The sequence below is a fragment of the Emticicia fontis genome, assembly GCF_054779675.1.
The window spans coordinates 1-24,267 of sequence record NZ_BAAGXU010000032.1 but is presented as its reverse complement, the minus strand read 5'-3'; the positions used below and the strand labels follow the sequence as shown (position 1 = coordinate 24,267).

The 24,267-nt window shown below is 37.0% G+C and carries 22 protein-coding genes; 16 read left to right on the top strand and 6 right to left on the bottom strand.

The genetic code is table 11. From position 1 onward, the window contains the following. Nucleotides 1–11: 11 nt before the first annotated feature. Complete coding sequence (purB, locus tag ACYVFA_RS15300) at nt 12–1,355, bottom strand: adenylosuccinate lyase (RefSeq protein ID WP_460472715.1); 1,344 nt, start codon at nt 1,353–1,355, stop codon at nt 12–14. A 351-nt stretch (nt 1,356–1,706) separates the two neighbouring features. Between purB and ACYVFA_RS15295 the strand changes: the two genes are divergently transcribed. The 9 genes from ACYVFA_RS15295 (at nt 1,707) to serS (ending at nt 10,481) form a co-directional block, all read left to right on the top strand. Continuing rightward, on the top strand, nt 1,707–2,420 hold the full coding sequence (locus ACYVFA_RS15295) for an MIP/aquaporin family protein (RefSeq protein WP_460472714.1): 714 nt from the start codon (nt 1,707–1,709) through the stop codon (nt 2,418–2,420). 220 nt (nt 2,421–2,640) lie between these two features. Then, nucleotides 2,641–3,318, top strand: a complete 678-nt coding sequence (locus tag ACYVFA_RS15290) for an AlbA family DNA-binding domain-containing protein (RefSeq protein WP_460472713.1) — start codon at nt 2,641–2,643, stop codon at nt 3,316–3,318. Nucleotides 3,319–3,554: 236 nt separating this feature from the next. Beyond that, nucleotides 3,555–5,384: a hypothetical protein gene (locus tag ACYVFA_RS15285; RefSeq protein ID WP_460472712.1), complete on the top strand. Its 1,830-nt coding sequence runs from the start codon at nt 3,555–3,557 to the stop codon at nt 5,382–5,384. 356 nt (nt 5,385–5,740) lie between these two features. Next, complete coding sequence (locus ACYVFA_RS15280) at nt 5,741–6,436, top strand: tetratricopeptide repeat protein (RefSeq protein WP_460472711.1); 696 nt, start codon at nt 5,741–5,743, stop codon at nt 6,434–6,436. A gap of 103 nt (nt 6,437–6,539) precedes the next feature. Further along, the gene (gene ribH / locus ACYVFA_RS15275; RefSeq protein WP_460472710.1) at nt 6,540–7,019 is read left to right on the top strand and encodes a 6,7-dimethyl-8-ribityllumazine synthase; all 480 of its coding nucleotides are present in this window, start codon (nt 6,540–6,542) and stop codon (nt 7,017–7,019) included. A 4-nt stretch (nt 7,020–7,023) separates the two neighbouring features. After that, entirely contained in the window at nt 7,024–7,323 is a 300-nt protein-coding gene (locus ACYVFA_RS15270; protein ID WP_460472709.1) for a DUF6922 domain-containing protein, read from the top strand. Next, nucleotides 7,316–7,801 (top strand): SRPBCC family protein, encoded by a 486-nt coding sequence (locus tag ACYVFA_RS15265; RefSeq protein WP_460472708.1) that lies wholly within the window; start codon nt 7,316–7,318, stop codon nt 7,799–7,801. Before ACYVFA_RS15270 ends, ACYVFA_RS15265 begins: the two co-directional genes overlap by 8 nt. Nucleotides 7,802–7,841: 40 nt before the next feature. Next, nucleotides 7,842–9,170 (top strand): aspartate kinase, encoded by a 1,329-nt coding sequence (locus ACYVFA_RS15260; protein ID WP_460472707.1) that lies wholly within the window; start codon nt 7,842–7,844, stop codon nt 9,168–9,170. A gap of 39 nt (nt 9,171–9,209) precedes the next feature. Further along, nucleotides 9,210–10,481 (top strand): serine--tRNA ligase, encoded by a 1,272-nt coding sequence (serS, locus tag ACYVFA_RS15255; RefSeq protein ID WP_460472706.1) that lies wholly within the window; start codon nt 9,210–9,212, stop codon nt 10,479–10,481. A gap of 68 nt (nt 10,482–10,549) precedes the next feature. Here serS and ACYVFA_RS15250 read toward each other — a convergent pair whose 3' ends face one another. Then, entirely contained in the window at nt 10,550–12,532 is a 1,983-nt protein-coding gene (locus ACYVFA_RS15250) for a 3-coathanger stack domain-containing protein (RefSeq protein WP_460472705.1), read from the bottom strand. Between the two features lie 418 nt (nt 12,533–12,950). Between ACYVFA_RS15250 and ACYVFA_RS15245 the strand changes: the two genes are divergently transcribed. The 3 genes from ACYVFA_RS15245 to ACYVFA_RS15235 all read left to right on the top strand — a co-directional run bounded on the left by ACYVFA_RS15245 (nt 12,951) and on the right by ACYVFA_RS15235 (nt 16,036). Further along, nucleotides 12,951–13,646: a DsbA family oxidoreductase gene (locus ACYVFA_RS15245; protein ID WP_460472704.1), complete on the top strand. Its 696-nt coding sequence runs from the start codon at nt 12,951–12,953 to the stop codon at nt 13,644–13,646. Between the two features lie 187 nt (nt 13,647–13,833). Further along, nucleotides 13,834–14,112, top strand: a complete 279-nt coding sequence (locus ACYVFA_RS15240) for a PqqD family peptide modification chaperone (protein WP_460472703.1) — start codon at nt 13,834–13,836, stop codon at nt 14,110–14,112. A gap of 37 nt (nt 14,113–14,149) precedes the next feature. Continuing rightward, entirely contained in the window at nt 14,150–16,036 is a 1,887-nt protein-coding gene (locus ACYVFA_RS15235; RefSeq protein WP_460472702.1) for an asparagine synthetase B family protein, read from the top strand. Between the two features lie 61 nt (nt 16,037–16,097). Here the strand turns inward: ACYVFA_RS15235 and ACYVFA_RS15230 are convergent, their stop codons facing one another. Further along, nucleotides 16,098–16,244 (bottom strand): hypothetical protein, encoded by a 147-nt coding sequence (locus ACYVFA_RS15230; protein ID WP_460472701.1) that lies wholly within the window; start codon nt 16,242–16,244, stop codon nt 16,098–16,100. A 156-nt stretch (nt 16,245–16,400) separates the two neighbouring features. Between ACYVFA_RS15230 and ACYVFA_RS15225 the strand changes: the two genes are divergently transcribed. Together ACYVFA_RS15225 and ACYVFA_RS15220 are read left to right on the top strand one after the other, a co-directional pair. Then, the gene (locus ACYVFA_RS15225) at nt 16,401–16,679 is read left to right on the top strand and encodes a PqqD family peptide modification chaperone (RefSeq protein ID WP_460472700.1); all 279 of its coding nucleotides are present in this window, start codon (nt 16,401–16,403) and stop codon (nt 16,677–16,679) included. A 43-nt stretch (nt 16,680–16,722) separates the two neighbouring features. Next, the gene (locus ACYVFA_RS15220) at nt 16,723–18,606 is read left to right on the top strand and encodes an asparagine synthetase B family protein (protein WP_460472699.1); all 1,884 of its coding nucleotides are present in this window, start codon (nt 16,723–16,725) and stop codon (nt 18,604–18,606) included. A gap of 143 nt (nt 18,607–18,749) precedes the next feature. Here the strand turns inward: ACYVFA_RS15220 and ACYVFA_RS15215 are convergent, their stop codons facing one another. The 3 genes from ACYVFA_RS15215 to ACYVFA_RS15205 all read right to left on the bottom strand — a co-directional run bounded on the left by ACYVFA_RS15215 (nt 18,750) and on the right by ACYVFA_RS15205 (nt 21,617). Further along, entirely contained in the window at nt 18,750–18,896 is a 147-nt protein-coding gene (locus ACYVFA_RS15215) for a hypothetical protein (protein ID WP_460472698.1), read from the bottom strand. 220 nt (nt 18,897–19,116) lie between these two features. Then, nucleotides 19,117–19,536: a lasso peptide biosynthesis B2 protein gene (locus ACYVFA_RS15210; RefSeq protein ID WP_460472697.1), complete on the bottom strand. Its 420-nt coding sequence runs from the start codon at nt 19,534–19,536 to the stop codon at nt 19,117–19,119. A gap of 23 nt (nt 19,537–19,559) precedes the next feature. Then, nucleotides 19,560–21,617: a M13 family metallopeptidase gene (locus ACYVFA_RS15205; protein WP_460472696.1), complete on the bottom strand. Its 2,058-nt coding sequence runs from the start codon at nt 21,615–21,617 to the stop codon at nt 19,560–19,562. Nucleotides 21,618–21,704: 87 nt separating this feature from the next. Here ACYVFA_RS15205 and ACYVFA_RS15200 point away from each other — a divergent pair, with 87 nt between their 5' ends. Both ACYVFA_RS15200 and lpdA read left to right on the top strand, forming a co-directional pair. Then, nucleotides 21,705–22,553, top strand: a complete 849-nt coding sequence (locus ACYVFA_RS15200) for an SdiA-regulated domain-containing protein (protein ID WP_460472695.1) — start codon at nt 21,705–21,707, stop codon at nt 22,551–22,553. Nucleotides 22,554–22,732: 179 nt separating this feature from the next. Then, nucleotides 22,733–24,124: a dihydrolipoyl dehydrogenase gene (gene lpdA, locus ACYVFA_RS15195; RefSeq protein ID WP_460472694.1), complete on the top strand. Its 1,392-nt coding sequence runs from the start codon at nt 22,733–22,735 to the stop codon at nt 24,122–24,124. Nucleotides 24,125–24,267 lie beyond the last annotated feature (143 nt).

The following is a 24,267-nucleotide window of genomic DNA, read 5'->3' as shown; positions in this document are numbered from 1 at the left end:
GAGGTTGTAACTTAAATACCTGTATAATTAAACGGAGTAATACGGCGAAGCTCGTATTTTACTTTTTCGCCTACATCAAGCGTATCAATAAACTCCTTTATTTTCTTTTCTGTAATTTTCTCGTTGGTACGAGTCAGCGATTTAAGCGCCTCATAAGGTTTCGGGAAACCCTCTCTTCTTAATATAGTCTGGATACCTTCTGCTACTACCGCCCAGTTTTCTTCTAAATGATGGTCGATAGCTTCTTTATTTAACTCTAATTTATCTAGTCCTTTTAATAACGATTTCAAGGCAATTACCGTATGCGCTACTGGTACGCCTAAGTTTCTGAGCACAGTAGAATCTGTTAAGTCTCTTTGCAGACGTGAAATAGGCAATTTGGCTGAGAAATGTTCAAACAAAGCATTAGCAACGCCTAAGTTCCCCTCGGCATTTTCAAAATCAATCGGGTTTACTTTATGAGGCATAGCCGAAGAACCAATTTCACCCGCTTTAATTTTTTGCTTGAAATAGCTCATCGACACATAAGTCCACACATCACGCGAGAAATCTATCAGGATATTATTGATGCGTTTGATATTATCGCTCAACGCGGCCAGCATATCATAATGCTCAATCTGCGTGGTTTTCTGGCTGCGATATAAGCCCAACTGCTCATTCACAAAAGTATTTCCAAAACTCACCCAGTCAATTTGCGGATAAGCTACATGATGTGCATTGAAATTGCCAGTAGCACCACCAAACTTAGCTGAATATGGAATAGTTTTTAAGAGCTCGATTTGTTTTTCGATACGCTCACAAAAAACCAGTATTTCTTTACCTAAACGGGTTGGAGATGCCGGCTGTCCGTGTGTATGTGCCAATAGAGAAATATCTTTCCATTGGTCGGCCAAGGCGTAGAGTTTCTCTAAAATCTGTGTAAATGCCGGTAATACATTCGCTTCAATCGCTTCTTTCAAAGAAAGCGGAATAGCTGTATTATTGATATCTTGTGAGGTAAGGCCAAAATGGATAAACTCGGCATATTGGCTGATGCCTAATTTTTCAAAAGCTTCTTTGATAAAATACTCAACTGCTTTTACATCATGATTAGTCGTTTTTTCAATTTCCTTGATTTTAAGCGCATCTTCTTCCGAAAAATTCTGGTAAATGGCTCTTAAATCTTTGTAGAGAGATTTCGGAAAATCTGACAATTGAGGTACTGGCAATTCAACTAAAGCAATGAAATACTCGATTTCTACCCGAACACGGTAATATATCAAGCCAAACTCCGAAAAATATTTCGCTAAGTCTTCCACTTGTTTACGGTAACGACCATCAACAGGAGAAATAGCAGAAAGGGTATTTAAAATCATAAAATTATAGTTTAATGTGTAGCCAAAACTCTTATGGCAGAGATTTAAAAATTACGTTAAGAGAGCTACATCAATAGTATTATTTTTTATGGGGTGGACAAAGACAAGCCAATTATCTATCTGGCTTATCATTTTACCTACAGCTAGTGACGGATTTATGGCATTCAACCGATGCATAATCCACAAAATAAGGCATGGTACAGGTGTTTACCAATAGCTTTTATTTTTTATGACACTTGTTCGTTTGTTTAAGCGCCTACAAATTTAATGCTTTAATACCAATGGATTTGTTATTCTATCAAAAAAAATTAAATTGCTACTCTTTTCAACCTAAACCAACAAAACCCATTAATGGAAACCTCTAATTTTATAGGAGAATTGATCGGCACGGCCGTCCTTATTCTTTTAGGCGACGGTGTAGTAGCCAACGTATTACTCAAAGGCTCAAAAGGCGAAAATGCCGGATGGATTGCCATTACTGCAGGCTGGGCATTTGCTGTGATGTCGGGTATCTTCGTTGCTCAGAAATTCGGCAGTACTGCCGCACATCTCAATCCGGCTGTAACTGTAGCTATGGCTGTAAAAACCGGCGACTGGTCTAACGTTGCCCCTTTTATTATCGCCCAACTCATTGGGGCTTTTATAGGAGCTGTTTTAGTATGGATAGTTTATTTACCCCATTGGAGTATCACCGAAGACAAAGGCGCTAAATTAGGCATCTTTGCTACTGCTCCGGCGGTACGTCATACTACGGGTAACATTCTTTCAGAGGTAATCGGCACTATTGTTTTAATATTAGCATCCTCTTCGTTTTATAGTACGCCAGAGTCAGGTTATGGGCCATTGCTGGTTGGTTTTCTGGTTTGGTCGATTGGTTTATCTTTGGGTGGACCAACGGGTTATGCCATCAACCCTGCCCGTGATTTAGGGCCTCGTATTGCACACGCGCTGCTACCGATTTCAGGCAAAGGAGCCAATGATTGGGGCTATGCCTGGATTCCGATTGTAGGGCCGATTATCGGAGGGGTAATTGCAGCTTTGTTGATGAATGCGTTTCATGTGTAAAACCACCCCTAGCCCCTAAAGGGGAATTTAAGACAATAATTTATTAATAAATACATTTCATCGCTAGTCAGGCCTTGGATCCAAATAGGTAAAGAAATATTTTTTATACGTTTATAGATTCATTATAAACTTTTACAGAAAATATTCGTTTAGCTAGAAAACAGTTCTTGTAAAATAGAATTGTTTTGTGTATCTTTAAGAAACCAAAGTCATTCTGGAAATGATATTGGATTATCCATTCACCCAACAATCAAGATCTGATTTGAGGGAGCTCAAAGAGCTTGTGAGACACGGAGAAAACAAGCATGTTGAGTTTAAGCTTAAGACTAATCATCCCGAAAAGATTATCCGTGAAATCGTTGCTTTCGCTAATTCAGACGGAGGGAAGCTCATTATCGGTGTCGGTGATGATAAAAGCATCAAGGGTCTCAAATTTGCTGAAGAAGACGAATTTATTCTTCAACGAGCCATTGAGCGAAATATTTATCCGGCTATTGAATATGATGTCAGGCATGTGACAGTAGAGGGCGAACGTGAGGTATTAATATTTAATATCCCTAAAAGCCCGTTTAAACCTCACTACGTTGACCTTGATGGAATAGTTGAAAACAGAAAAGCCTATGTACGGGTAGAAGACCGCTCTGTGCAAGCCAGCAAAGAAATGCGTGAGATACTCAAGGGTGAGCGCAAAGGGCAAAATATCAGGTTTCAATATGGTGATAAGGAACGAACGCTGATGAAGTATCTGGCAGATAATGAGCGGATTACGGTTGATACCTACGCCAATATAGCCAATATCCCCAGAAAAATAGCTTCTCGTACCCTGATTGTCTTAGTGTTGGCTAATGTTATTAAAGTACAGCCACACGAGATTCAGGATTTTTTTATGGCAGCTTAGAAAATTTTAAATAGTAGAAGTCGGGAATAGGGTATTCCCGGCTTTTTTATTGGGTTTATTACGAATGGCTTTCTGTTTTGTAGGAGGAATAAACTAATTGTTAGACAAATTCTAACCAAAAATCTAGAATAATTTTCTATTTTTGAGCCATGCCGTTGTGATTAAACTACTTGCCTTAATTTTTATACCACCATTTCAGCAATAACAAAAATAACCACTCTTTTTTCGAGTTTAATATGTTTACAAGACTGTTGGTTTTATTTATTATAATGGGTTCTCAGGTAAAAGCCCAATATAAACTTTATAATAAATTTGGTAGCCCAAATTTATACTTTGACAAGGCTATTCCGAAAAGTGCCGAATTGAAATTAATTTCAAGAACGCAGCTGTCTTCTATGTTTAATTATCCTTCTTTCTACTTTAATGAAGTTCAGAAAGAACTATATCTGTATAATAGCTTAGAGATTGTTCCTACAAAGAGCTTTGAAAAAGACCCAAATGTATTATTACCTAAGCAAGATGACAAGGTTGTTGAAATTGATGCAGCAGACGCCCTCCCTGCATCGAATAAAGATTATGTTAAAATTATCCCAGATGCAAACAATGTGGTATTGAAGATTCCTGAACACCACGGTAAACCAGATAAGGTACTTATATTGAATGTTGATAAAAAAACTTTTAATACGAAAGCCTTTGTTAATTCACTGAATAATCTAGGTCTGCAGAAAATTCGAAAATCTCCGGCTTACAAGGGGACAGATACTCATTATGACCGCCTTTTTATCAATACAGAAGGCAAGGACAAAATACTTATTATATGGCAAAAGCACCATCAAGTTTTTGCAAATTTTTTAAGTAGCAAAGGCAAATGGCTATACGATACACCCAAAATTATTCATCAGGAAGTAATTTGTAATAAAGATTCTCTGAGTTTTCAGAGAAATGCGGAAGACATAGAAAACAATTATACTCTTGTTAATGAATTAAATAGCATTAAATCTGGAGATAAATATATCGTTACTTACTCAATCCATATATGGGCATCTTCTGATTGTTTTAAAAAAGATAAAACTACTATACATAATCTTATACTGAACAATAATTTAGAGGTAGAAAAGAGAACACAAATGCCGGAAAATATAGGACAGATAGGAGATTCGATTTTTGATTCAACAACAGAAGTAAAATCTTATTTACAGAATGATATTCTTTACAATATAGCCTACAGTACTCCCTTTAATCGGGGTGAAATGTTTATTAGTTGTTATGATAAAAACTTAAACTCAGTAGGAGGATACAAATACCTAAGCAATACCGTTCTCAAAAATAAAAATATCATTACAGCGGTCAAGCTCAATGAAGGACTTTTAATTACCTACAAAAATATAGAAAATAAAAATATAGACTTATACAGTCAGCTTATTGCACCGGATGGTACTCCTTCTCTTCCTATTTCTATGTTAAGAATAACTGAGGCAGATGGCAACAAATATATGAACCACTTTATACAAAAAGACAACCACCAACTTTTTTACTACTTGGTTGTACGGGAGAATGATATATCCTATCTGTATAAGTATGGAATAAATGTAAACAATTTACTGGAGCAGAATAATTACATAATAAATAAAGATAATTGGTTAAAGGATAAGCAAATAATAGAAGTTAACACATTAGTACAACAGATAGAGACAGACATTAACAATAAAAGTCTTACTCGTTATAGAAAAGAACTACCGAATCTGATTAAGGAGGCATTCATAGATCAACAGCTTTTTATAAGAAAGTATATAAGAGATTACGTTCAGAGAAACCAACCTAAAGTATATCCCTCAATATCCAACTATTACTATGATGGTTTTGGTAAACTTAGATGTGTGGTTGAACAAGTACCGTCAGAGAACTACAAAATTACCCATTATTATAATAAAGATAGAAAAAATTTCTGGAACGTCTGGGAAGAAAATAATACCATAAAATTTTCTACACAGTTCTTTAATAAATCAAATACCTATGAATCAATCTATCTTTCTCCTCCTTTTGACGATTTCCATGCAGCCTATTAAAATTTAATATATACCTTGCCAATACCTATGCTAAAAAACCAGTTTTTCACATTAGTTAGCATGGGGTGACAGATAAATTTGATAATTGAAAAAAATATAGACAAGCACCAGGATGAAAATTTTGCTCCTTATAAATACTTTTTTCCAAGCAAAGCCTTTAAACGGTCATAAAAAAGAAGAAACTTGAATAAAATCATAAGAATTAGCATAATTTTTATGAAAGATTCTAACAAGTTCAGAATCAATTTCATAACTTTGCAGTCCGAAAATTTGCTAACATTCAAAAGTATTAATAAAATATCTTGATTGTATGATAAATCTCTGATAGTCAGGCAATCAAACAAGTGGTTTAAACAATGGCGAAAAAAGAAAAAACAGGAATTGAGATTCTTGAAAGTGCAGATGCTTTGAAACAAGAGTTTGGAAAGGCAGAAGGTTTTTTGAAAAAGAATCAAATGTTGCTTACCTATGTAGGTGGAGGGATTTTGGCGATAATCTTAGGTGTAGTAGGATATAATTATTGGTCGAAATCACAAGACGAAGAAGCACAGGTGGCAATGTTTAATGCTGTTTATGCTTTTGAAGCAGATTCTTTAAAACAAGCACTAAATGGTACTGGCGGTAACGAAGGTTTACTAAGTGTAGCATCTAACTACGGTTCTACTGATGCCGGTAACCTCGCAAATTTCTATGCAGGTGTGGCTTTGGTAAAACAAGCTAAATACGATGAGGCTATTGAGCATTTGAAAAGCTTTAGCTCTAGCGATTTGCTTATTCAAGGTCGTGCTTATGTATTGATTGGCGATGCTTATATGGAGAAAAAGAATACAGAAGAGGCTATCAGCTACTATAAAAAAGCGGCTGAGTACAAACCTAACAAACAATTTACTCCATTGTATCTAATGAAGTTGGCGACAGCTTACGAAACAGCCAAAGACAATAAAGGAGCAATAGACGCCTACAATCAGATTATTGAGAAATATCCTGATTCAGGAGAAGTTACTAATGCGAAGAAATATAAGTCCAAACTCGAAGGCATAGTCGGCGAGTAAAATTTGGTTATACAGTCATAATCAAAGGGATAAGCCGAATCTGGTTTGTCCCTTTTTTAATAAGTATTGTTCTATAAAGTCTATTTCTTTACTCGAATAAAAAATGTCATCAGCACACAAAAATCTTAGCGTATTCAGTACCACAGGCTTACCGGATGTAAGCCAGAAAAAGTTTGCCATTATAGTAGCCGAATGGAATAGTGAAATTACAGAAGCGCTTTTTGAAGGTGCCTATCAGACTTTATTAGATAATGGTGCTAAAGAAGAAAACATCATTCGTGCCAATGTACCGGGTAGCTTCGAACTAAGCTTCGGCTCACAGGTATTTGCACAAAAAGCTGACATTGATGCGGTTATTGCACTCGGCTGTGTCATTCAGGGAGAAACCAAGCACAACGATTATATCAATCATGCGGTAGCAGGTGGTTTAACCGAAGTAGCTTTGAAATATAATAAGCCTGTTATTTTCGGTGTATTGACACCAAACAACCAACAGCAAGCACTTGACCGTGCGGGTGGTATTCATGGTAACAAAGGTGATGAGGCTGCTATTACAGCTATCAAGATGTTAGGATTACAGTAAGGAGATGCAAAAGGCAAAACCAAACATATCAAAAGCCGCTTTCTGGGATGTCAATTTTGAGGAGATTGATTTTGATAAGCATATCCGTGATGTAATCAATCGTATTTTGATGAACGGTAAGCTAGCTGACTGGTTGGAAATGAATAGATATTATGGTATTGAGAAGATAAAAGAGGAGATTGTACAAATGCGATATTTATCAGATCTGGCTTTAAATTTTTGTAGCTTCTATTATAATATACCCAAAGAAGATTTCAGAGGTTACAAACTCAGTCAGTCTATCCCGAGTTATTGGAATGCCTAAAATAATCCTAGAAACCCTAATACAAGCCTCTGCTGAAATCTGTTATGATTTATCATTGAGTGTAGATTTACACCAATTATCAACAGCTAAAACAAAAGAGCATATTGTAGATGGTGTGAGAGAAGGGTTGATGAAATTGGGGGAGAGCGTCACGTGGAGAGCCAAACATTTTGGCATCTGGCAGGAATTGACAAGTAAGATTACGGAAGCTCGCAGACCTGAATATTTTGTAGATGAAATGCAGAAAGGGGCTTTTAAAACTTTACGGCACGAGCATCATTTTATACCAACTGGCAAGGGGACTTTGATGAAAGACATTTTTATGTTTGAATCACCCTTAGGCATCTTAGGTAAAATAGCCGATAAGCTGGTATTAGAAAATTACCTGAAAGGATTCCTGATAGAAAGAAATCAGTTTGTCAAGGAAATAGCGGAATCGGGTAAGTGGAGAGAAATATTGGGTAATAGAAAAGATTAAATATTTTATTCATAGTAAAACAAAACCAGAACCACAGAAAATGCAAGTTTGGAAATTTGGCGGTACTTCCGTAGGGAAACCGGAGCGTATGCACTCTATTCGTAATCTGATTACAGAAGATGGTCAACGTAAGATTGTTGTTTTATCGGCGCTTTCCGGTACAACAAACTCCCTTATCTCTATCGGTGAGTCTCTGAAAGCTAACAATGATACCGAAGCCACTGAGAAAATAAATGCTTTATACGCGCACTATGAGGCTTTTATTAAAGATTTGTATAAAACTGATGCAGGATACAATGCAGGAAAAGGAATTGTAGACAAGGAATTTAGTTTTATCCGCTCTTTAGTAAATATCAAGCCTTTTACCTTGAAGCAAGAGAAAGAAATTGTAGCCGAAGGCGAGTTACTTTCTACGCAAATGTTTGAGGCTTATTTGCAGGAAGAAGGTATTAATTCGGCACTTTTGCCAGCTTTGGATTTCATGCTGATTGATGCAGATAACGAGCCGGTTTTAAGCTTTACAGAGGAGAAACTGACCGCCATGCTGGAACAATTACCAAACAAAGACTTATTCATTACTCAGGGATTTATCTGTAGAAATCCTCGTGGAGAAATAGATAACCTGAAACGTGGTGGGTCTGATTATACAGCCTCTTTGATAGGTGGCGCCATTAGTGCAGAAGAAATTCAGATCTGGACAGATATTGACGGGATGCATAACAACGACCCTCGTATCGTGAAAAGAACTTTCCCTGTACGCGAGCTAACCTTTGAAGAAGCGGCTGAACTGGCCTATTTCGGAGCTAAAATTTTACATCCAAGCACTATTACCCCGGCAAAAATGAGAGGTGTACCTGTCCGTCTGAAAAACACTATGGAACCTAGAGCATTCGGAACGCTTATTGCGCATAAAACAACAGAGTCTGAAATCAAAGCAATTGCAGCAAAAGATGGTATTACGGCTATTTATATTCACTCGACCCGTATGCTGAATGCTTACGGCTTCCTGACGAAAGTATTCGAGATTTTCGAGAAATATAAAACACCTGTTGATATGATTACGACTTCCGAAGTGTCGGTGGCTGTAACCATTGACAATGCTGACAATCTGGAGCAAATCACTACCGCACTAAGCCAGTTTGCCGACCTGGAAGAACATGACCGCAATCAGAGTATCATCTGTATTGTAGGAGATTTCAAAGCAGATAAAGCAGGTATTGCCCTGAAAGTAATTGAAGCGATGAAAAATATCCCTATCAGAATGATTGCCTATGGAGCTTCGGAGCATAATATTTCTCTATTGGTTGATACCAAAGATAAAAATGCAGCCCTGGAAGCATTGAACGAAGGCTTATTTACTTTTGAATGAGATTACACAAGGGCTTAGCCCTGATTAGATAAGACTACTATGTTACAACTGAATTATATAAAAGAAAACAAGCAGGCTACTATTGATGGCCTGAAGCGCAAGTATTTTAAAAATGCTGAAGAGACAGTAGATACCTTGCTTGACATCGACCAGAAACGTCGTGAAACTCAGGCAGAACTAGACGGAACTCTGGCAAAATCAAATGCTTTGGCTAAAGAGATTGGTGGCTTGATGAAAGAAGGCAAAAAGGCAGAAGCTGAAACAGCCAAAGCCCAGACTGCCGAATTGAAAGCGCACTCAAAGGCATTAGAAGAAAATCTAAAGACCTTAGAGAATGACTTATATGAGGTATTGGTAACTATGCCTAATTTGCCTCATGCGAGCGTGCCGGAAGGTCGTACGCCGGAGGAAAATGTCAATATATTTGAGACTGGGACTATTCCTACGCTACACGAAAACGCACAGCCTCATTGGGAGTTAATCAAACAATACAATATCATTGATTTTGATTTAGGGAATAAAATTACCGGAGCAGGTTTCCCAATTTATAAAGGCAAAGGCGCACGTATCCAACGTGCGATGATTAATTTCTTTCTGGATGAAGCCCTGGCAGCAGGATATGGAGAAATCCAGCCACCGATTCTGATTAATAAGGATTCTGGCTTTGGTACAGGACAATTGCCTGATAAAGAAGGACAAATGTACCATGCCACTGCTGATGATTTATATCTGATTCCAACGGCTGAGGTACCTATCACAAATATCTATCGTGATGTGATTCTGGCCGATGGAGATTTGCCAATTAAAAACGTAGGTTATACGCCATGTTTCCGTCGTGAAGCAGGTAGCTGGGGAGCTCATGTAAGAGGCCTGAATCGTCTGCATCAGTTTGATAAAGTAGAGATTGTACAGATACGCAAGCCGGAAGAATCATATCAGGCATTAGAAGAAATGATAGAGCATGTAAAAGGCTTATTAGGTAAGCTTGAATTGCCATACCGCATTCTTCGCTTATGCGGCGGCGATATGGGTTTCACTTCTGCTCTTACTTTTGATTTCGAGGTATACTCAGCTGCGCAAAAAAGATGGTTGGAGGTGAGTTCAGTATCGAACTTTGAAACGTATCAGGCTAATCGTCTGAAACTGCGTTATAAGGTAGATGGCAAAACACAGCTATTACATACATTGAATGGTTCTGCTTTAGCACTTCCTCGTATTCTGGCTTCAATTCTGGAAAATAATCAGACACCGGAAGGTATCAGAATTCCAAAGGTATTGGTACCTTATTGTGGATTTGATATCATCAACTAAGAAGTTCGAATAGTTTATATGCAAAAAATGCGAGGCCGTAAACCTCGCATTTTTTTATAGAATCATTATCAATTACACCCTCCTATTTGTGCCATAAAGACTGTGCCTCCACTGGCATCTGCTTTAAAGTTGGGCAATAAAACAATGGCCTTCGTAGCCTGATAAGTAAGATTAGCCGGGTTTTGAATAATATTATTAGTTGTAACCTCATTCGTTGCTGTAATGCTTCCGCTTGCTACTACCCTGCTATAAACACCTGAGTAATTATCTGTATTTGTAAGGGTTAAACTATTCGGACAGAACGTCTTAAAGATATTCACATCATCAATAGCCCAGCCGGCAAGCAATGGACTTGAAGCATCGGACTCAAAGTGAAAAATGACTCTGATGGTCTTATTAGCAAACTCATTGATGTTAGCCCGAAATAATCCCCAACCTGCAGATTCATTAATCAAAGTACTTGGGTTTCCCACACTTCCAATCATTTTTGGACCTAACCACTCCCATATTTTTCTTCTATTGGCCGTACCTATTTCCTGTATTTCAACATAGGCGTAGGCATTTGTATTAGCACCATCAGTACCAGCAAACTGGTATTTCTGTGTCCATGTCAAGTATGCACTGTTAACACCTAAATCGGGAATATAAATATTAGGAGAGATAAGGTCACAATTAGTATTAAAATTGTAGGTATTATCAAGGTCGGTTTTCCAGCATTTTGTTCCGCCATTAGCCGTAGTTATTGGGGCAAAGGTAGGAGTGCCTCGCTCCCATTCATCCTGTGCACCAGAATGAATAAAGCCTCCATCATTGGTTTCGAAATCGTTGGTATAAATACTGGTAAGTGTGCCTAGAATATTTAGCTGTTCTTCAATTTCAATGCTCCAACTATTCAATGTTCCACTACCATCGGGCGAATCAACATCAATAGTTAAAGTCCAGTTACCTTGTGCTAATTGTCCTTTGAACCATTCTAAGCGAGACTCTCTAGGTGGTTGATAAACAATATTATTAACTATAGGAAAACTACCCATAGGAATAGCTGCGGCATCATCCAGCTTTATATCCATTGGAGACAAAGCGATAACATCAGTAAATAAAATTACTGTATTTCCGGATGGAGAAGTCAGGCGTACATCTAAATCCTCTATTTTGCTATGAAATAAATTAATTGAGACCTTCAAAGATTCAATTCTTTTATTGACAGGAATATTAATAGTTGATGTAACTGAACCCGTAACGGCAGGAATGACAGTAGTACCAGTACTATTATAACTTGAAAGATTAGCCGTATTAGCAGGTAGCACACTTGCACTTAACTGATAGGTACCAAAAGTATTACCATCCGGTGCGACCACAATATAATAGGTACCACTTGTTTTTACTGTCAGAAAAAAACCTTCTGAATTAGGTGATTGCGTATTGGGGTCACCCGCAGGCAAATAAAACTGACTAAATTCCCCTAAAGCAACCTGGCCATTCCAGGTAGTACCATCTCTTTCAGGGTCGAAATCAAGGCTTATATAGATTGTATCACCCGCATTCAATGCAATAGAATAATAATCAGTGTCCTGATCTGAACTTAATGCACCACTTACCCAAGCTGAATTGGGGAATACATTCGCTGCGGATGTACTATTATTAGGCTCAATTTCGGCTACTGGTGTGCCTGTTTGTAAACGAAAATATAAAAGATAGGGAAGCAACTTAACACTATTCGAAAGATGCTTTACTCTAATATAATAAGTCCCATTAGCGGGAATAAGCGTACCTGCAATACTTGATGAATTAGGACCAAAGGAACCATCATTATCATCTGTTTCTAACGCTGTAAAGCCATCACTTGAAAGTACATCCAAAATACTATCTGTACTTCCTGTAGCAGAAAAAGCAGTTTGGGTAGCCACGTATACTCTATCACCGGCAGTCGCTGTAAAAGAATAATAATCGTTATCTCCACTTGGATTAATAAACCCTTTTATCTTCACATCATTCCCTCCTAATGGCATAGCAGTTATGACATCATTATTAGGCTCAACTTCGTCTTTCAAGACCATTGTGCTTGTTAAGGCAAGGGAAGAAGAAAAATGTTGGGAAGAAAAAGGATTGAAGAAGGAGGCGGACTTTTTTGTTTGCTTGCTAGGCTGTAAAAATTTCTTAGTTTTCAATACTTGTGTATTATCGCATGGCATCCCGATTTTTGCTAAAGTTATGTGTGTAACAAAAACGCATAGCAAACTTAAAAGTAAGCATTTTTTCATGGGGGTTCGTAAGAATGATTTGGTTAGAAAAGCAAAAACATACCAATTTAAACTATAAATTCTGAGTTTCAGTGGATTGGCCTATTTTTTAATGTTTTTTTTAATTAAATACTAAGAAAAAAATTATCAAATGGGTGCATTTCATCGTAAAATACAATTTGAACTAATCGTGTAAATGTGCAGTTTATTTGTTAAAACAAGTAGTGTAATGACAAGTAAACCAATTCAGATAGATATTGTTTCAGATGTGGCCTGTCCCTGGTGCTATATCGGTAAAAAACATTTAGAAAAAGCCTTAGCAGGTATGGAAGGACAAGACTTTCAGGTTACCTGGCATCCTTTCCAGTTAGACCCGACTATTCCGCAGGAAGGATTACCGCGTGAGGAGTATTTTGTAAATAAATTCGGGAGTTCTGAGCGTATTCAGCAAATGCATGAGAGAGTAGAGGGTGTAGGCGCTAAAGCTGGTATTCAGTTTGAATTCGAAAAAATGCCTAAGGTGATTAATACCATTCCTCTGCATAAAATATTGCACGTAGCCAGAGAAGAAGGTACACAGAATGATCTGGAAGAAAAATTCTTCAAGGCGTATTTCACAGATGGTATCGATTTTTCAGATAAAGAAAACATTATTTCCTTCATGGGAGATTTCGGCTGGGAACGAGAAAAGACGGAAAGTATTTTAGCCGACGACCAGATTAGTTACTGGGTTACGCAGGAAATCAAACATTTTCAGAATCAGGGTGTTTCGGGTGTGCCATTTTTTATATTAAACAATAAATATGGTTTAAGCGGAGCACAACCAACAGAGGTATTTCTGGATGCACTGGCACAAGTAGCCGAAGAAATGAAACCAGTAGAGGTAACAGGCGATGCTTGTGAGATTGGTGGAGAAAATTGTTAGAAATAGGCTAATTAAAACTAATGAGGACATCAGTAAGCTATCTGGTGTCTTCATTTTTTTATGACAGTTCTGAGAAGCAAGAAAAATATTTGTAAATTAGATGATTAAATTAAGGTGAAAGAAGACTGCAAGAACTTTCTTCAGACCTGGCAATTATTTTAATACCTTAAAAGATTAAAAAATCAATATGAGTATTTTTTCTATGACAAGTATTGTTAGGCGAAAAGATGCAAATACAATTATTACTAATTTAGGAGACGAACTAGTAATGATGCATGTAGAGAGCGGCAATTTTATTACACTAAATAATCTTGGGCGTGTTATCTGGGAAAAAATCGAACATCCTCTCTCCATAGGTGATTTGATTAATTACCTTCTATCAAAATATAATGTTTCAGAAACTCAATGCAAAGAAGAAACTGTTATTTTTCTTGAAAAACTAAATGCTGAACATTTACTAGCCTGAAACTTACTCCTAATAATATTTCCATAGCTAAAAACGTATGAGTTTAATCTTTGGCATTGTAAAGCACAACGATAATCAGCACGATGAAGGGTTATTACAGACAATGTATACACCTCTAAAAAACTTTCCTCAAGTACGATTTGACAAAATAAGTATCCAGGAAGCATCATTCGGAAAAATACTGAATTATGGAACACCTGAAGATGTGTTTGACTCTCAACCGGTTTATCTGAGCGAACATAATAGGCTTTTTACGGCACAGGGGCGCATAGACAATAGAGATGAATTAGCGAAGGTTTTAGGCATAAATGCCCATGATACTGTCTCTGACAGTTATTTCATATTACAGGCCTATCTAAAATATGGAGAAGAGGTACAGCATAAACTTAAGGGAGAATGGAGTCTGGCGGTTTATAATTACAATACAAAAGAGTTATTTCTGGCTCGCGATACACAGGGTTACACAGTCTTGTATTTTTATAAAATCGATCAATACTTTGCTTTTAGCACATCTCTTAAATCTATTCTGTCTTTGCCTGTTTTTAAAAAAGAATTAAACGAAGAATACTTTGTTTCAGGATTGAGCTTGTGGAAAGTAAGAGAGAAATTTGCCAGTAATGAAACATTCTATAAGAATGTTTTTTATCTCCAAGGCGGATGTCTGCTAAAATTTAAAAATAGAGAATTTACAATTACCCAATACTGGCCGCCTGAAAATATAAGGGAGACCTATTATAAAAATAAACAGGACTATTCAGACGAAATGTCTGACCTTATCTATAAGGCTGTAGACAGGCGATTGCGGAGTTATAAACCCGTGGCATCTATGCTAAGTGGGGGCCTGGATAGCAATATGGTAAGTTATATAGCTGCTGACTTGCTTAAAAAACAGAATAAAACCCTTACTACCTACAGCCATGTGCCTTTGTATAAACAAGCACTTTTAAACGACCCGATGGCGCAAAAACGAGTGCTTGATGAAACCCCGTTTATTGACGCAACCGTAAGAGCATCAGGTAATATTAATTCTCAATATCTACATTCTGAGCGTGTTTCACCTCTACAAGGGTCTTCTGAAAGCCTTGATGTGCTCGACGGCTTTATACACGGAGCCGGAAATGCCTATTGGATGATAGACATCTATAAAACCTGTGCACAACAGGGTTATGGCACTTTGCTTACCGGAGAAGGTGGCAACGGCTCTACTTCTTTCTCAGCCATTGATTACAGACAAGCCCATAGTATCCGGAGGCTCATCAGAAACCCCATCAACTATTTAAGGAGGCAGGTAGCCAAACCATTGGTTTTGAAATACTTCAGTACAGCTTCTGTTTTTAATACTTTCGAACAGAGCATTAAAGCTGGATACACCAATGCCCGAATACTGGATAGATACCAGATAATGAAAAATGCCAGATATAAAAATGAGGGATTTCTACCATATTATCATCATGTGCTGGAAGCAAAAAAGAAATTTATGACTTATTATCATTTAAGAAGTGTTTTGGGAGCCTCATTTGGAAATTATTATGGGATAGAATTAAGAGACCCAACCACCGATATTGATGTGATGAACTTTTTCCTGACAATACCCAATGACGTTTTTTTTGATGACAATTTCAATAACAGAATGCTTGTAAAAAGAATGATGCGCAATAAAATGCCTGATAAAGTATTATTTGCTGGAAAAAAGGGATTGCAGAGCTCTGATCTTATTTTCAGAATCCGAAACTCAAAGGCAGAACTGCTGAATGAGCTATCAAATCTTAAAAAATCGCCACTCGTTACAGATTATATTGATATGGACAAATTGGAAAAAAAACTGAAAATGTATCTGGATAATGATTATAAAGAAACAGCAGATACCATTCAGCTTGTTATAAAAACGATGCAGGCTGCTAAGTTTTTACAGAGAATGTTTTGAGGGCTTAAAACAAAAAAGTGGACAGATTACCTAATCCGTCCACAAATGCTAAATCGGAAATCTATGAAAAAACACCGGAATCAGTGAGTCCGGATGCTCCGGCTAGAGTTTTATCTTTTACAGACAAAACCTCCACTTCAGGACTATTCCATTCTAATTTGGTTTGCTCATTACCAATTATTGCTTCAGAGTTGTTCTGATTTTCCATAAATTGCTAAAAGATTAAAGGTGATTAATAATGCAAAGAAAAAGATTTTTAAATATCAAGCAAAAATTTAAACGGAAAATGCCGTCAACACTTTAAATTGCTCAGTTTGTTTGCCTTCTATAATATTTTAATATCTTTGAAACATAAAAAATCTATATGACTAATTTTTCCATGACCAGTATTGTGAAACGAAAAGATGCAAATGCAATCATTACTAATTTAGGAGACGAACTGGTAATGATGCATGTAGAGAGCGGCAATTTTATTACACTAAATAATCTTGGGCGCGTTATCTGGGAAAAAATCGAGCATCATATCTCCATAAGTGATTTGATTAATTACCTGCTCTCAAAGTATAATGTCTCAGAAACTCAATGTAAAGAAGAGACTTTTGAGTTTATTAATAAGCTTCAATCACAGGATTTGCTCGCCTAAATCTATTATCAGACTAAAATTCTACGAAACTTAACCATCCTCTATGAGTTTGATTTTTGGTATTTTACAATATGATGCTTCGGTTGATGAAAAGTTTTTCGGGTCAATGTATGCACCATTAAAGAATTTTCCTCAACAGAAATTTGATAGAATTGTTGAAAAGGAGGCTGCTTTTGGTAAAATACTCAATTATGGTACACCAGAAGATATATATGATGCCCAACCTATCTATTTAAGTGAGCCCAATATATTGTTTGTCGGACAAGGAAGAGTAGATAACCGCGAGGAACTAAGCCGGCAATTAAATCTAAAAACCACTGATCAGATTTCGGACAGCTATTATATTTTACAAGCTTATCTGAAATACGGCGAACAAACCCAACACAAACTTAAAGGAGACTGGAGTTTTGCTGCTTATCATTTTACTACAAAAGAGTTATTCATAGCACGCGACACCACAGGCTATACCTCTTTATTTTTTTATAATACAGATAAATATTTTGCTTTTAGTTCTTCCATTAAGTCTATTCTGGCTTTGCCCGATTTCAAGAAGCAATTGAATGAAGAATATTTTGCTTCTTCCGTATCTTTCTGGAAACGCGAGGAAAAACTCATGAGTAATGAAACATTTTTCAGGAATGTTTATCATTTACAAAACGGGTATACTTTAAAGCTTAAAGAAAGAGAAACGCATATAAACAAATATTGGCCTCCGGAAAATATTCAGGAAATTCATTATAAAAATAAACAGGATTATGCCGACGAAATGTTGGAACGTATGTACAATGCTGTAAATGTGCGTTTGAGAAGCTATAAGCCTGTGGCTTCTATGCTTAGTGGTGGTTTAGATAGCAGTACAGTTACTTATATTGCAGCAGATTTACTTAAAAAGCAAAATAAGACACTTACTACATTCAGTCATGTTCCTTTATTTAAAAATGAACTTCAGAATGCCTCGTTTGGAAAAAGCAGGACATTAGATGAAACACCATTAATGCAGGCTACAGTAAACGCCTCAGGAAATATTAATCCGCAATACCTAACCAGTGCCGACATCTCTCCTTATAAAGGCTATATTGAATGTATGGAGGCACTTGATGGATTTATACATGGCGCTGGCAATAGTAGCTGGCTTATAGATATTTATTCCACATCATATAAACAGGGTTTCGGTACTCTGTTAACCGGAGAAGGGGGCAATGGTTCTATTTCTTTTTCAGGACTTAATTATTTAGTCCCCCATAATTTAAAAAGCTTAATAAAAAGCCCATATAAATATCTGAAGCGGAGGGTAGCAAAGCCTATTTTATTAAAATATGCACCGAGTGTTTATAAAAATAATTCATTGGAGAATTATGCAAATGATAGTTATCTAAGCAAAGAACTAATGACTAAATTTGATATTATAAAAGATATCAGAAACAATAAAACGGGTTTTGTAGACTACTATTCTGATGTTTTGCCTCTTAAAAAGGTTTTTATTCAGCTGTATTCGATGCGAAGCGTTTTGGGAGGAGCTTTTGGGAATTATTATGGTATTGAATTAAGAGACCCCACAAGTGATATTGATGTAATGAACTTCTTTTTGACCATTCCTAATGAAGTTTTTTTTGATGAAAATTTAAATGAACGGATGCTTGTTAAAAGGATGATGAACCGCAGATTACCGGATAGCGTATTATATTCAAAAAAGAAGGGTTTACAGAGTGCGGATATATTTTTCAGGGTACAGGCCTCGAAAAAGGAGCTATTAAATGAAGTAGAGGAGCTCCAGAACAATGAAATAATTAGCAATTCTGTCGATATAAAAAAATTGGGGAATAATTTAAAAATATATCTGGATACAAATACAATTCCAGAAGCAGTGGACATTATGCTATTCCTTAAAATATTACAGGTAGCTTCTTTTTTAAAAACTTATTTTTAAAAAAAATCTAAAAATCAAAGATTTGGATTTTACCACTCAAATCTTTGATTTTTAGATAATAACAATATCGGAAAGGTCAAATACCATTGTCTTCTTTATAGATAAAACTCACAATTCTGATTTTACAATCCGATTTCAGAGGTTTATGAGAATGTAATTCCATCAATAACACCCGCTGGCCCTCCCAAAGTTTTTTCTTTTACTGGTAAAATCTCAATTTCTGGTTTATTCCACTCAGCTTTTACAGGCTCAGTTGTAACCATTTTTTCTTCATTGTGTTCTTTTTCCATAAATATAAAAAAATTTAGTTGTTAGATTCAGGTAAAGATAGCACATCAATTGAGATAACCATATCTTTTCTTTATAAAACCTTCATAGAAATTACTGACCCAGATTTATCTCAACCTGATTTTGCGGGCTTATTGTCAATGGCTTGTTCTTACCTTACTTGTTTTTTTGATGGTCAGAATAAGGGGAAATGAGTAGATTAAAAATATCAGATATTAATCACTAACTGCTAAAGCTACTGATAACTACAAATTCGTTTGAATTTTCACCTCCGGTAATTATCTCCTGATTACAAATAAGCCAGGCATGTGCCTGCAATTCTGTATCAGGTTTGTCTTTTTTAACGCCAAAGTAAATCGTACTTCCGGTGCGCCTTAATTTAAGCATTAATTTGGCGCATAGTGCCTGTTCAAAACATCTGGTACGCCAGAATGAATACCTGCAAGCTCTTCTAATAGCTCGGCGTAAATATTTATACTCATTTCGGCTTGCATCTACTTTTTCTTGAATAGTAACCTGTGTACCCAATAAAGGCAGGATTTTTGAAAAAGGAACAAAAACGAGCATAAGCCTGGAAACTGCCATGAGTATCCAGGCTTCACAAAAAAGAAAAAAATCCTTTATAGTACGTTGCTTTATCAATTTGAGTTTCGCTGTTTATAGTCTTACCAGATTTTCACTCTTTTTTCTGGTGCGACATACATCTTATCACCGGGCTTTATATCAAAAGCCTCATAAAATTCATCTACATTTACGATAGGCCCATTCACGCGTAAGAAACTTGGAGCATGCACATCGGTCATGATTCTATTGGCTAATGCCTCGTCTCTTGATTGGTTCATCCATGCCAGCGCCCATCCCAAGAAAAAGCGTTGAAGTGGCGTAAAGCCATTAATTTTCTTACCCGACTTATATTCTTCTGTTTTCTTGAAGGCTTCTAGTCCTAGAATTAGTCCACCTAAGTCAGCTATATTTTCTCCTTGTGTAGCTTCGCCTCTTATATGGAGCGAATCTAATACTACATAATTATTGAACTGTTCAATGATTCCCTTGGCTCGTTTGTTGTATTCCTCACCGTCTTTCTTAGTCCACCAATCTTTCAGGTTGCCTTTTTCATCAAACTGCCTGCCCTGGTCGTCAAAACCATGCGTAATTTCATGACCAATCGTCGAGCCTCCCGCATAGGCATAGATAATGGCATCATCTAATTGCTCATCAGTAAAGCCAGCCACAAAGAAAATAGCCGCCGGTAATACAATCTCGTTATTAGACGGATTATAATAGGCATTATAAGTCTGCGGGGTCATTCCCCATTCTGTTTTATCAACAGGTTTACCAATTTTATTTACTTCATATAAATACCACCATTGGTTGGCTCTGATGATATTTTGTACATATGAATCCCGCTTGATATCAAGCGTAGAAAAATCTTTCCATTTATCCGGGTAGCTTACTTTAGGCATTACTGTCGAGAGCTTCAATAAGGCCTTTTTCTTGGTACTGTCAGACATCCAGTCTAATTTTTCAATGCGATCTTTATAGGTACTGAATATATTTTTTACCAGTTCTTCGTAACGCTTTTTGGTTTTTTCAGAATAATAATTCTTAACAAAAAGTTGTCCTAAAGCATCCCCTAATAATTGCTCTTCTGAATCTAATACCCTTTTCCAGCGAGGTTTCATTTCTTTTACCCCGCGTAACACAGTTCTATAAAAATGGAAATTCTCTTTCGCAAAAGGGCTACTTAATTCGCTGGCAAAACTGCTGATGAAATTCCATGTCAGGTAAGCTTTCCAGCTATCAATTGGTGTAGATTTCAGCAATTTGTCAACAGCTGTATAAAATTCCGGTTGGCCTACAATTGCACTCTTTACTTGTGGAATTTTCATTTTCACAAATAAATCCTTAAACTTCATAGAAGGCGCCAGTTTGTCTAATGCCGCCAGATCCATCTTATTATAGTTTTTATAAGGGTCTCGCAAGTCCTCTATTTTGCGAGAGTTTTTAGCTAAGGTTTCTTCCAGCGCATATATACTTTCCATGTTTTTTGTAGCAGTGGCCTCGTCGTTGCCTAACAGCTTAAACATACGTTGTATATGTGCCTTGTATTCTTTGCGGATATTGGTATTGCGACTATCCATATTAAAATAATAATCTCTGTCAGGCAAACCCAAGCCCCCCTGATATAGATGCAAGGCTTGCTCTTCGCTGTTCTTTTCGTCCTGAAACACATAATTGCCGAATAGCGTGCCTAATCCATAAGTTTGTTGAATGGCCACCTCGTCCAAAACCCCCTGTAAATCTTTAATAGATGCAATACGATCCAGGTCAGATTTAACAGGGCTGATTCCCTGCTTTTCAGTTCCCAGACTATCCATACCCGTAAACCAGAAATCACCGATTTTCTGCTCGTTTGAGCCTGAACTGCCACTTTGTCTGGCAGATTCTTCGCTGATACTTCTTAAGCGTGTATAGGTTTCTTCTTGTACAATACTTCCGATACCCCAACCGCTTTCAGAAGCCGGAATTGGATTCTGTTTAATCCATGTTCCTACCGCATATTTAAAAAAGTCATCTTTGGGCGATACGGTTGTATCTACGATTTCTTTGAGAATATCCCTCTGAGCAGATTCAGAAGATTTTGGTTGACAGGAGGTCAGATATAACCCCGAAACCAATAAAATGCCTGATAGTACAACTCCAGGCCTGGTAATAGCTTGCATAGATTAGATTAATGTTGAATGAAAAAGATTTCTAAATTTGAGAAGATTTTTCGAAAAACTTACTCATCCCCCTTTAAAATTACATATATGCTAAAAATATTCTTTATTGCCTTGAGTCTCATTGCCCTTGCATTACTTGTGCTAAATGCCTGCGGACCATCAAAGAAAAAAGCTGATGAAGAAAAGGCACCTACCATTGAAATAACACATGGTTACGACTTTGCTAATCCTTCGCAAAAATTCAAACTTTCTAAAAGTCTGAAGGAAATATCAGGCTTATCTTATTATAAAGACAGCCAGTTAATCTGTGTGAATGATGAAGAGGGGAAAATATTCATTTATGACATAGATAAAGAAGATATTGTCGATAAAATAGAATTTGAAAAAAAAGGCGATTATGAAGGTGTTGAATTTGTAGGAGACGAAGTATACGCTATGAAAACACATGGAAAAATAAAAGCAATTAATATAAATACCCACTCAGAAAGAACAATAGATTGTACCAATCCTGATGTGGTAGAGTATGAGGGTTTAGGTTATGATGCTCACACAAATAGCTTACTTTTAGTTACCAAAGAGCATATAAAGGCCAAAGATGACGAAAAACTAATTTACAGTTATGATTTAACAAAAAATCAACTGGCTATTAGCTACACTATTACAAAAGATATGGTAAGAGGAAAGAATGGTAAAGCAGATTTCCGCCCATCAGGTATTGCTGTGCATCCATCTAGTGGTGATGTTTATATTGTGGCTTCTCATGGTAAAAAGCTATTGATTCTTACACAGTATGGCAAAAAGAAAGATTTGATAGAACTGGATGAGAAACTATTTACCCAGCCGGAAGGAATTTGCTTTACCCCGTCCGGTGATTTATATATCTCTTCAGAGGGTGATGACAAGAAAGGATATATTCTTAAATTTATTTATAATTAAGTGGGATTTAATATACCATTTTTCTTGTTTTACTAGAAACAAAATGGCGATTCGAGCCTCAAAGAGTGTAGTTTTCATAGACCTTTTTGCTTTTCGAACATAATCAAAAAGGGTTTTGTGGATAAGGTATTTTGTCTAATTTTGCATCAAAATTTATAATAACCAGAAATTTATATATTATGGCACAGTATGATGTTGTAGTACTTGGGAGTGGGCCGGGCGGATATGTTACCGCTATCCGTGCTTCACAATTAGGCCTGAAAACCGCCGTTATTGAGAAAGAAAACCTTGGGGGCATCTGCCTTAACTGGGGTTGTATTCCAACAAAGGCTTTGTTGAAGTCTGCCCAGGTTTATGAATATATTAAGCACGCAAAAGATTACGGAATTGAAGTAGGTGAGTCAAGCGCTAATTTTGAGGCGGTTATCAAACGTTCTCGTGGGGTAGCCGATGGCATGAGCAAAGGAGTTCAGTTCCTGATGAAGAAAAATAAAATTGATGTTATCTACGGAACAGGCAAAGTAAAAGCAGGTAAAAAAGTAGAAGTAACCGATGCAGAAGGTAAAAAATCTGACGTAGAAGGCAAATACATCATTATTGCTACTGGTGCAAGAGCGCGTCAATTGCCTAATATTCCGATTGATGGCAAAAAAATTATTGAGTACCGCAAAGCCATGAGCCTTGAGAAAAAACCAGATTCATTATTAGTAGTTGGCTCGGGTGCAATCGGTGTTGAGTTTGCTTATGTATATGCCAGTATGGGTACTAAAGTAACCATCGTAGAGTTTATGCCAAATATCGTTCCGGTAGAAGATGAAGACATTTCTAAAGAACTGGCTAAAGCATATAAAAAAGCAGGTATCGAAATCTATACTAACTCTAGTGTAGAGAAAGTAGATACAAGCGGCAACGGTTGTGTTTCGACAGTGAAAACTCCTAATGGAGAAATCAAAATTGAGACCGACATGGTGCTTTCAGCGGCCGGAATTGTAGCCAATATAGAAAACATCGGTTTAGAAGAAGTAGGTATTGCTACTGATAGGGGTAAAATCACAGTTAACCAATGGTCTGAGACAAATGTACCAGGTTACTATGCGATTGGTGACGTAACACCAGGCCCGGCACTGGCACACAAAGCATCGGCTGAAGGTATCATCTGTGTTGAGAAAATAGCTGGCCACCACCCACAACCGATGGATTATAAAAATATCCCGGGTTGTACGTATTGTACACCAGAAATTGCTTCGGTAGGTTATACAGAAAAAGCAGCGAAAGAAGCCGGATACGAAATTAAAGTAGGTAAATTCCCATTCTCGGCATCTGGTAAAGCTAAAGCAGCAGGTAGCCCTGAAGGTTTTGTAAAAGTGATTTTTGATGCCAAATACGGCGAATGGTTAGGTTGCCACATGATTGGCGCTAATGTAACTGAAATGATTGGTGAAGCCGTTGTAGCCCGTAAACTGGAAACAACAGGTATGGAAATCATCAAATCGGTTCACCCTCACCCAACTATGTCTGAGGCTATCATGGAAGCAGCAGCAGCAGCTTATGGTGAAGTAATACACTTGTAATAAACTAGTAGTTATATAATAAAAATGGGTGCCTACGCTATGTAAGCACCCATTTTTTATATATTAATAGTAAGAAATTTTCAGGCTCAAGCGAAAAAGTTGGGGACTAAGCATAAATCTTAGCTAGCCTGAAGAGGAAGAAA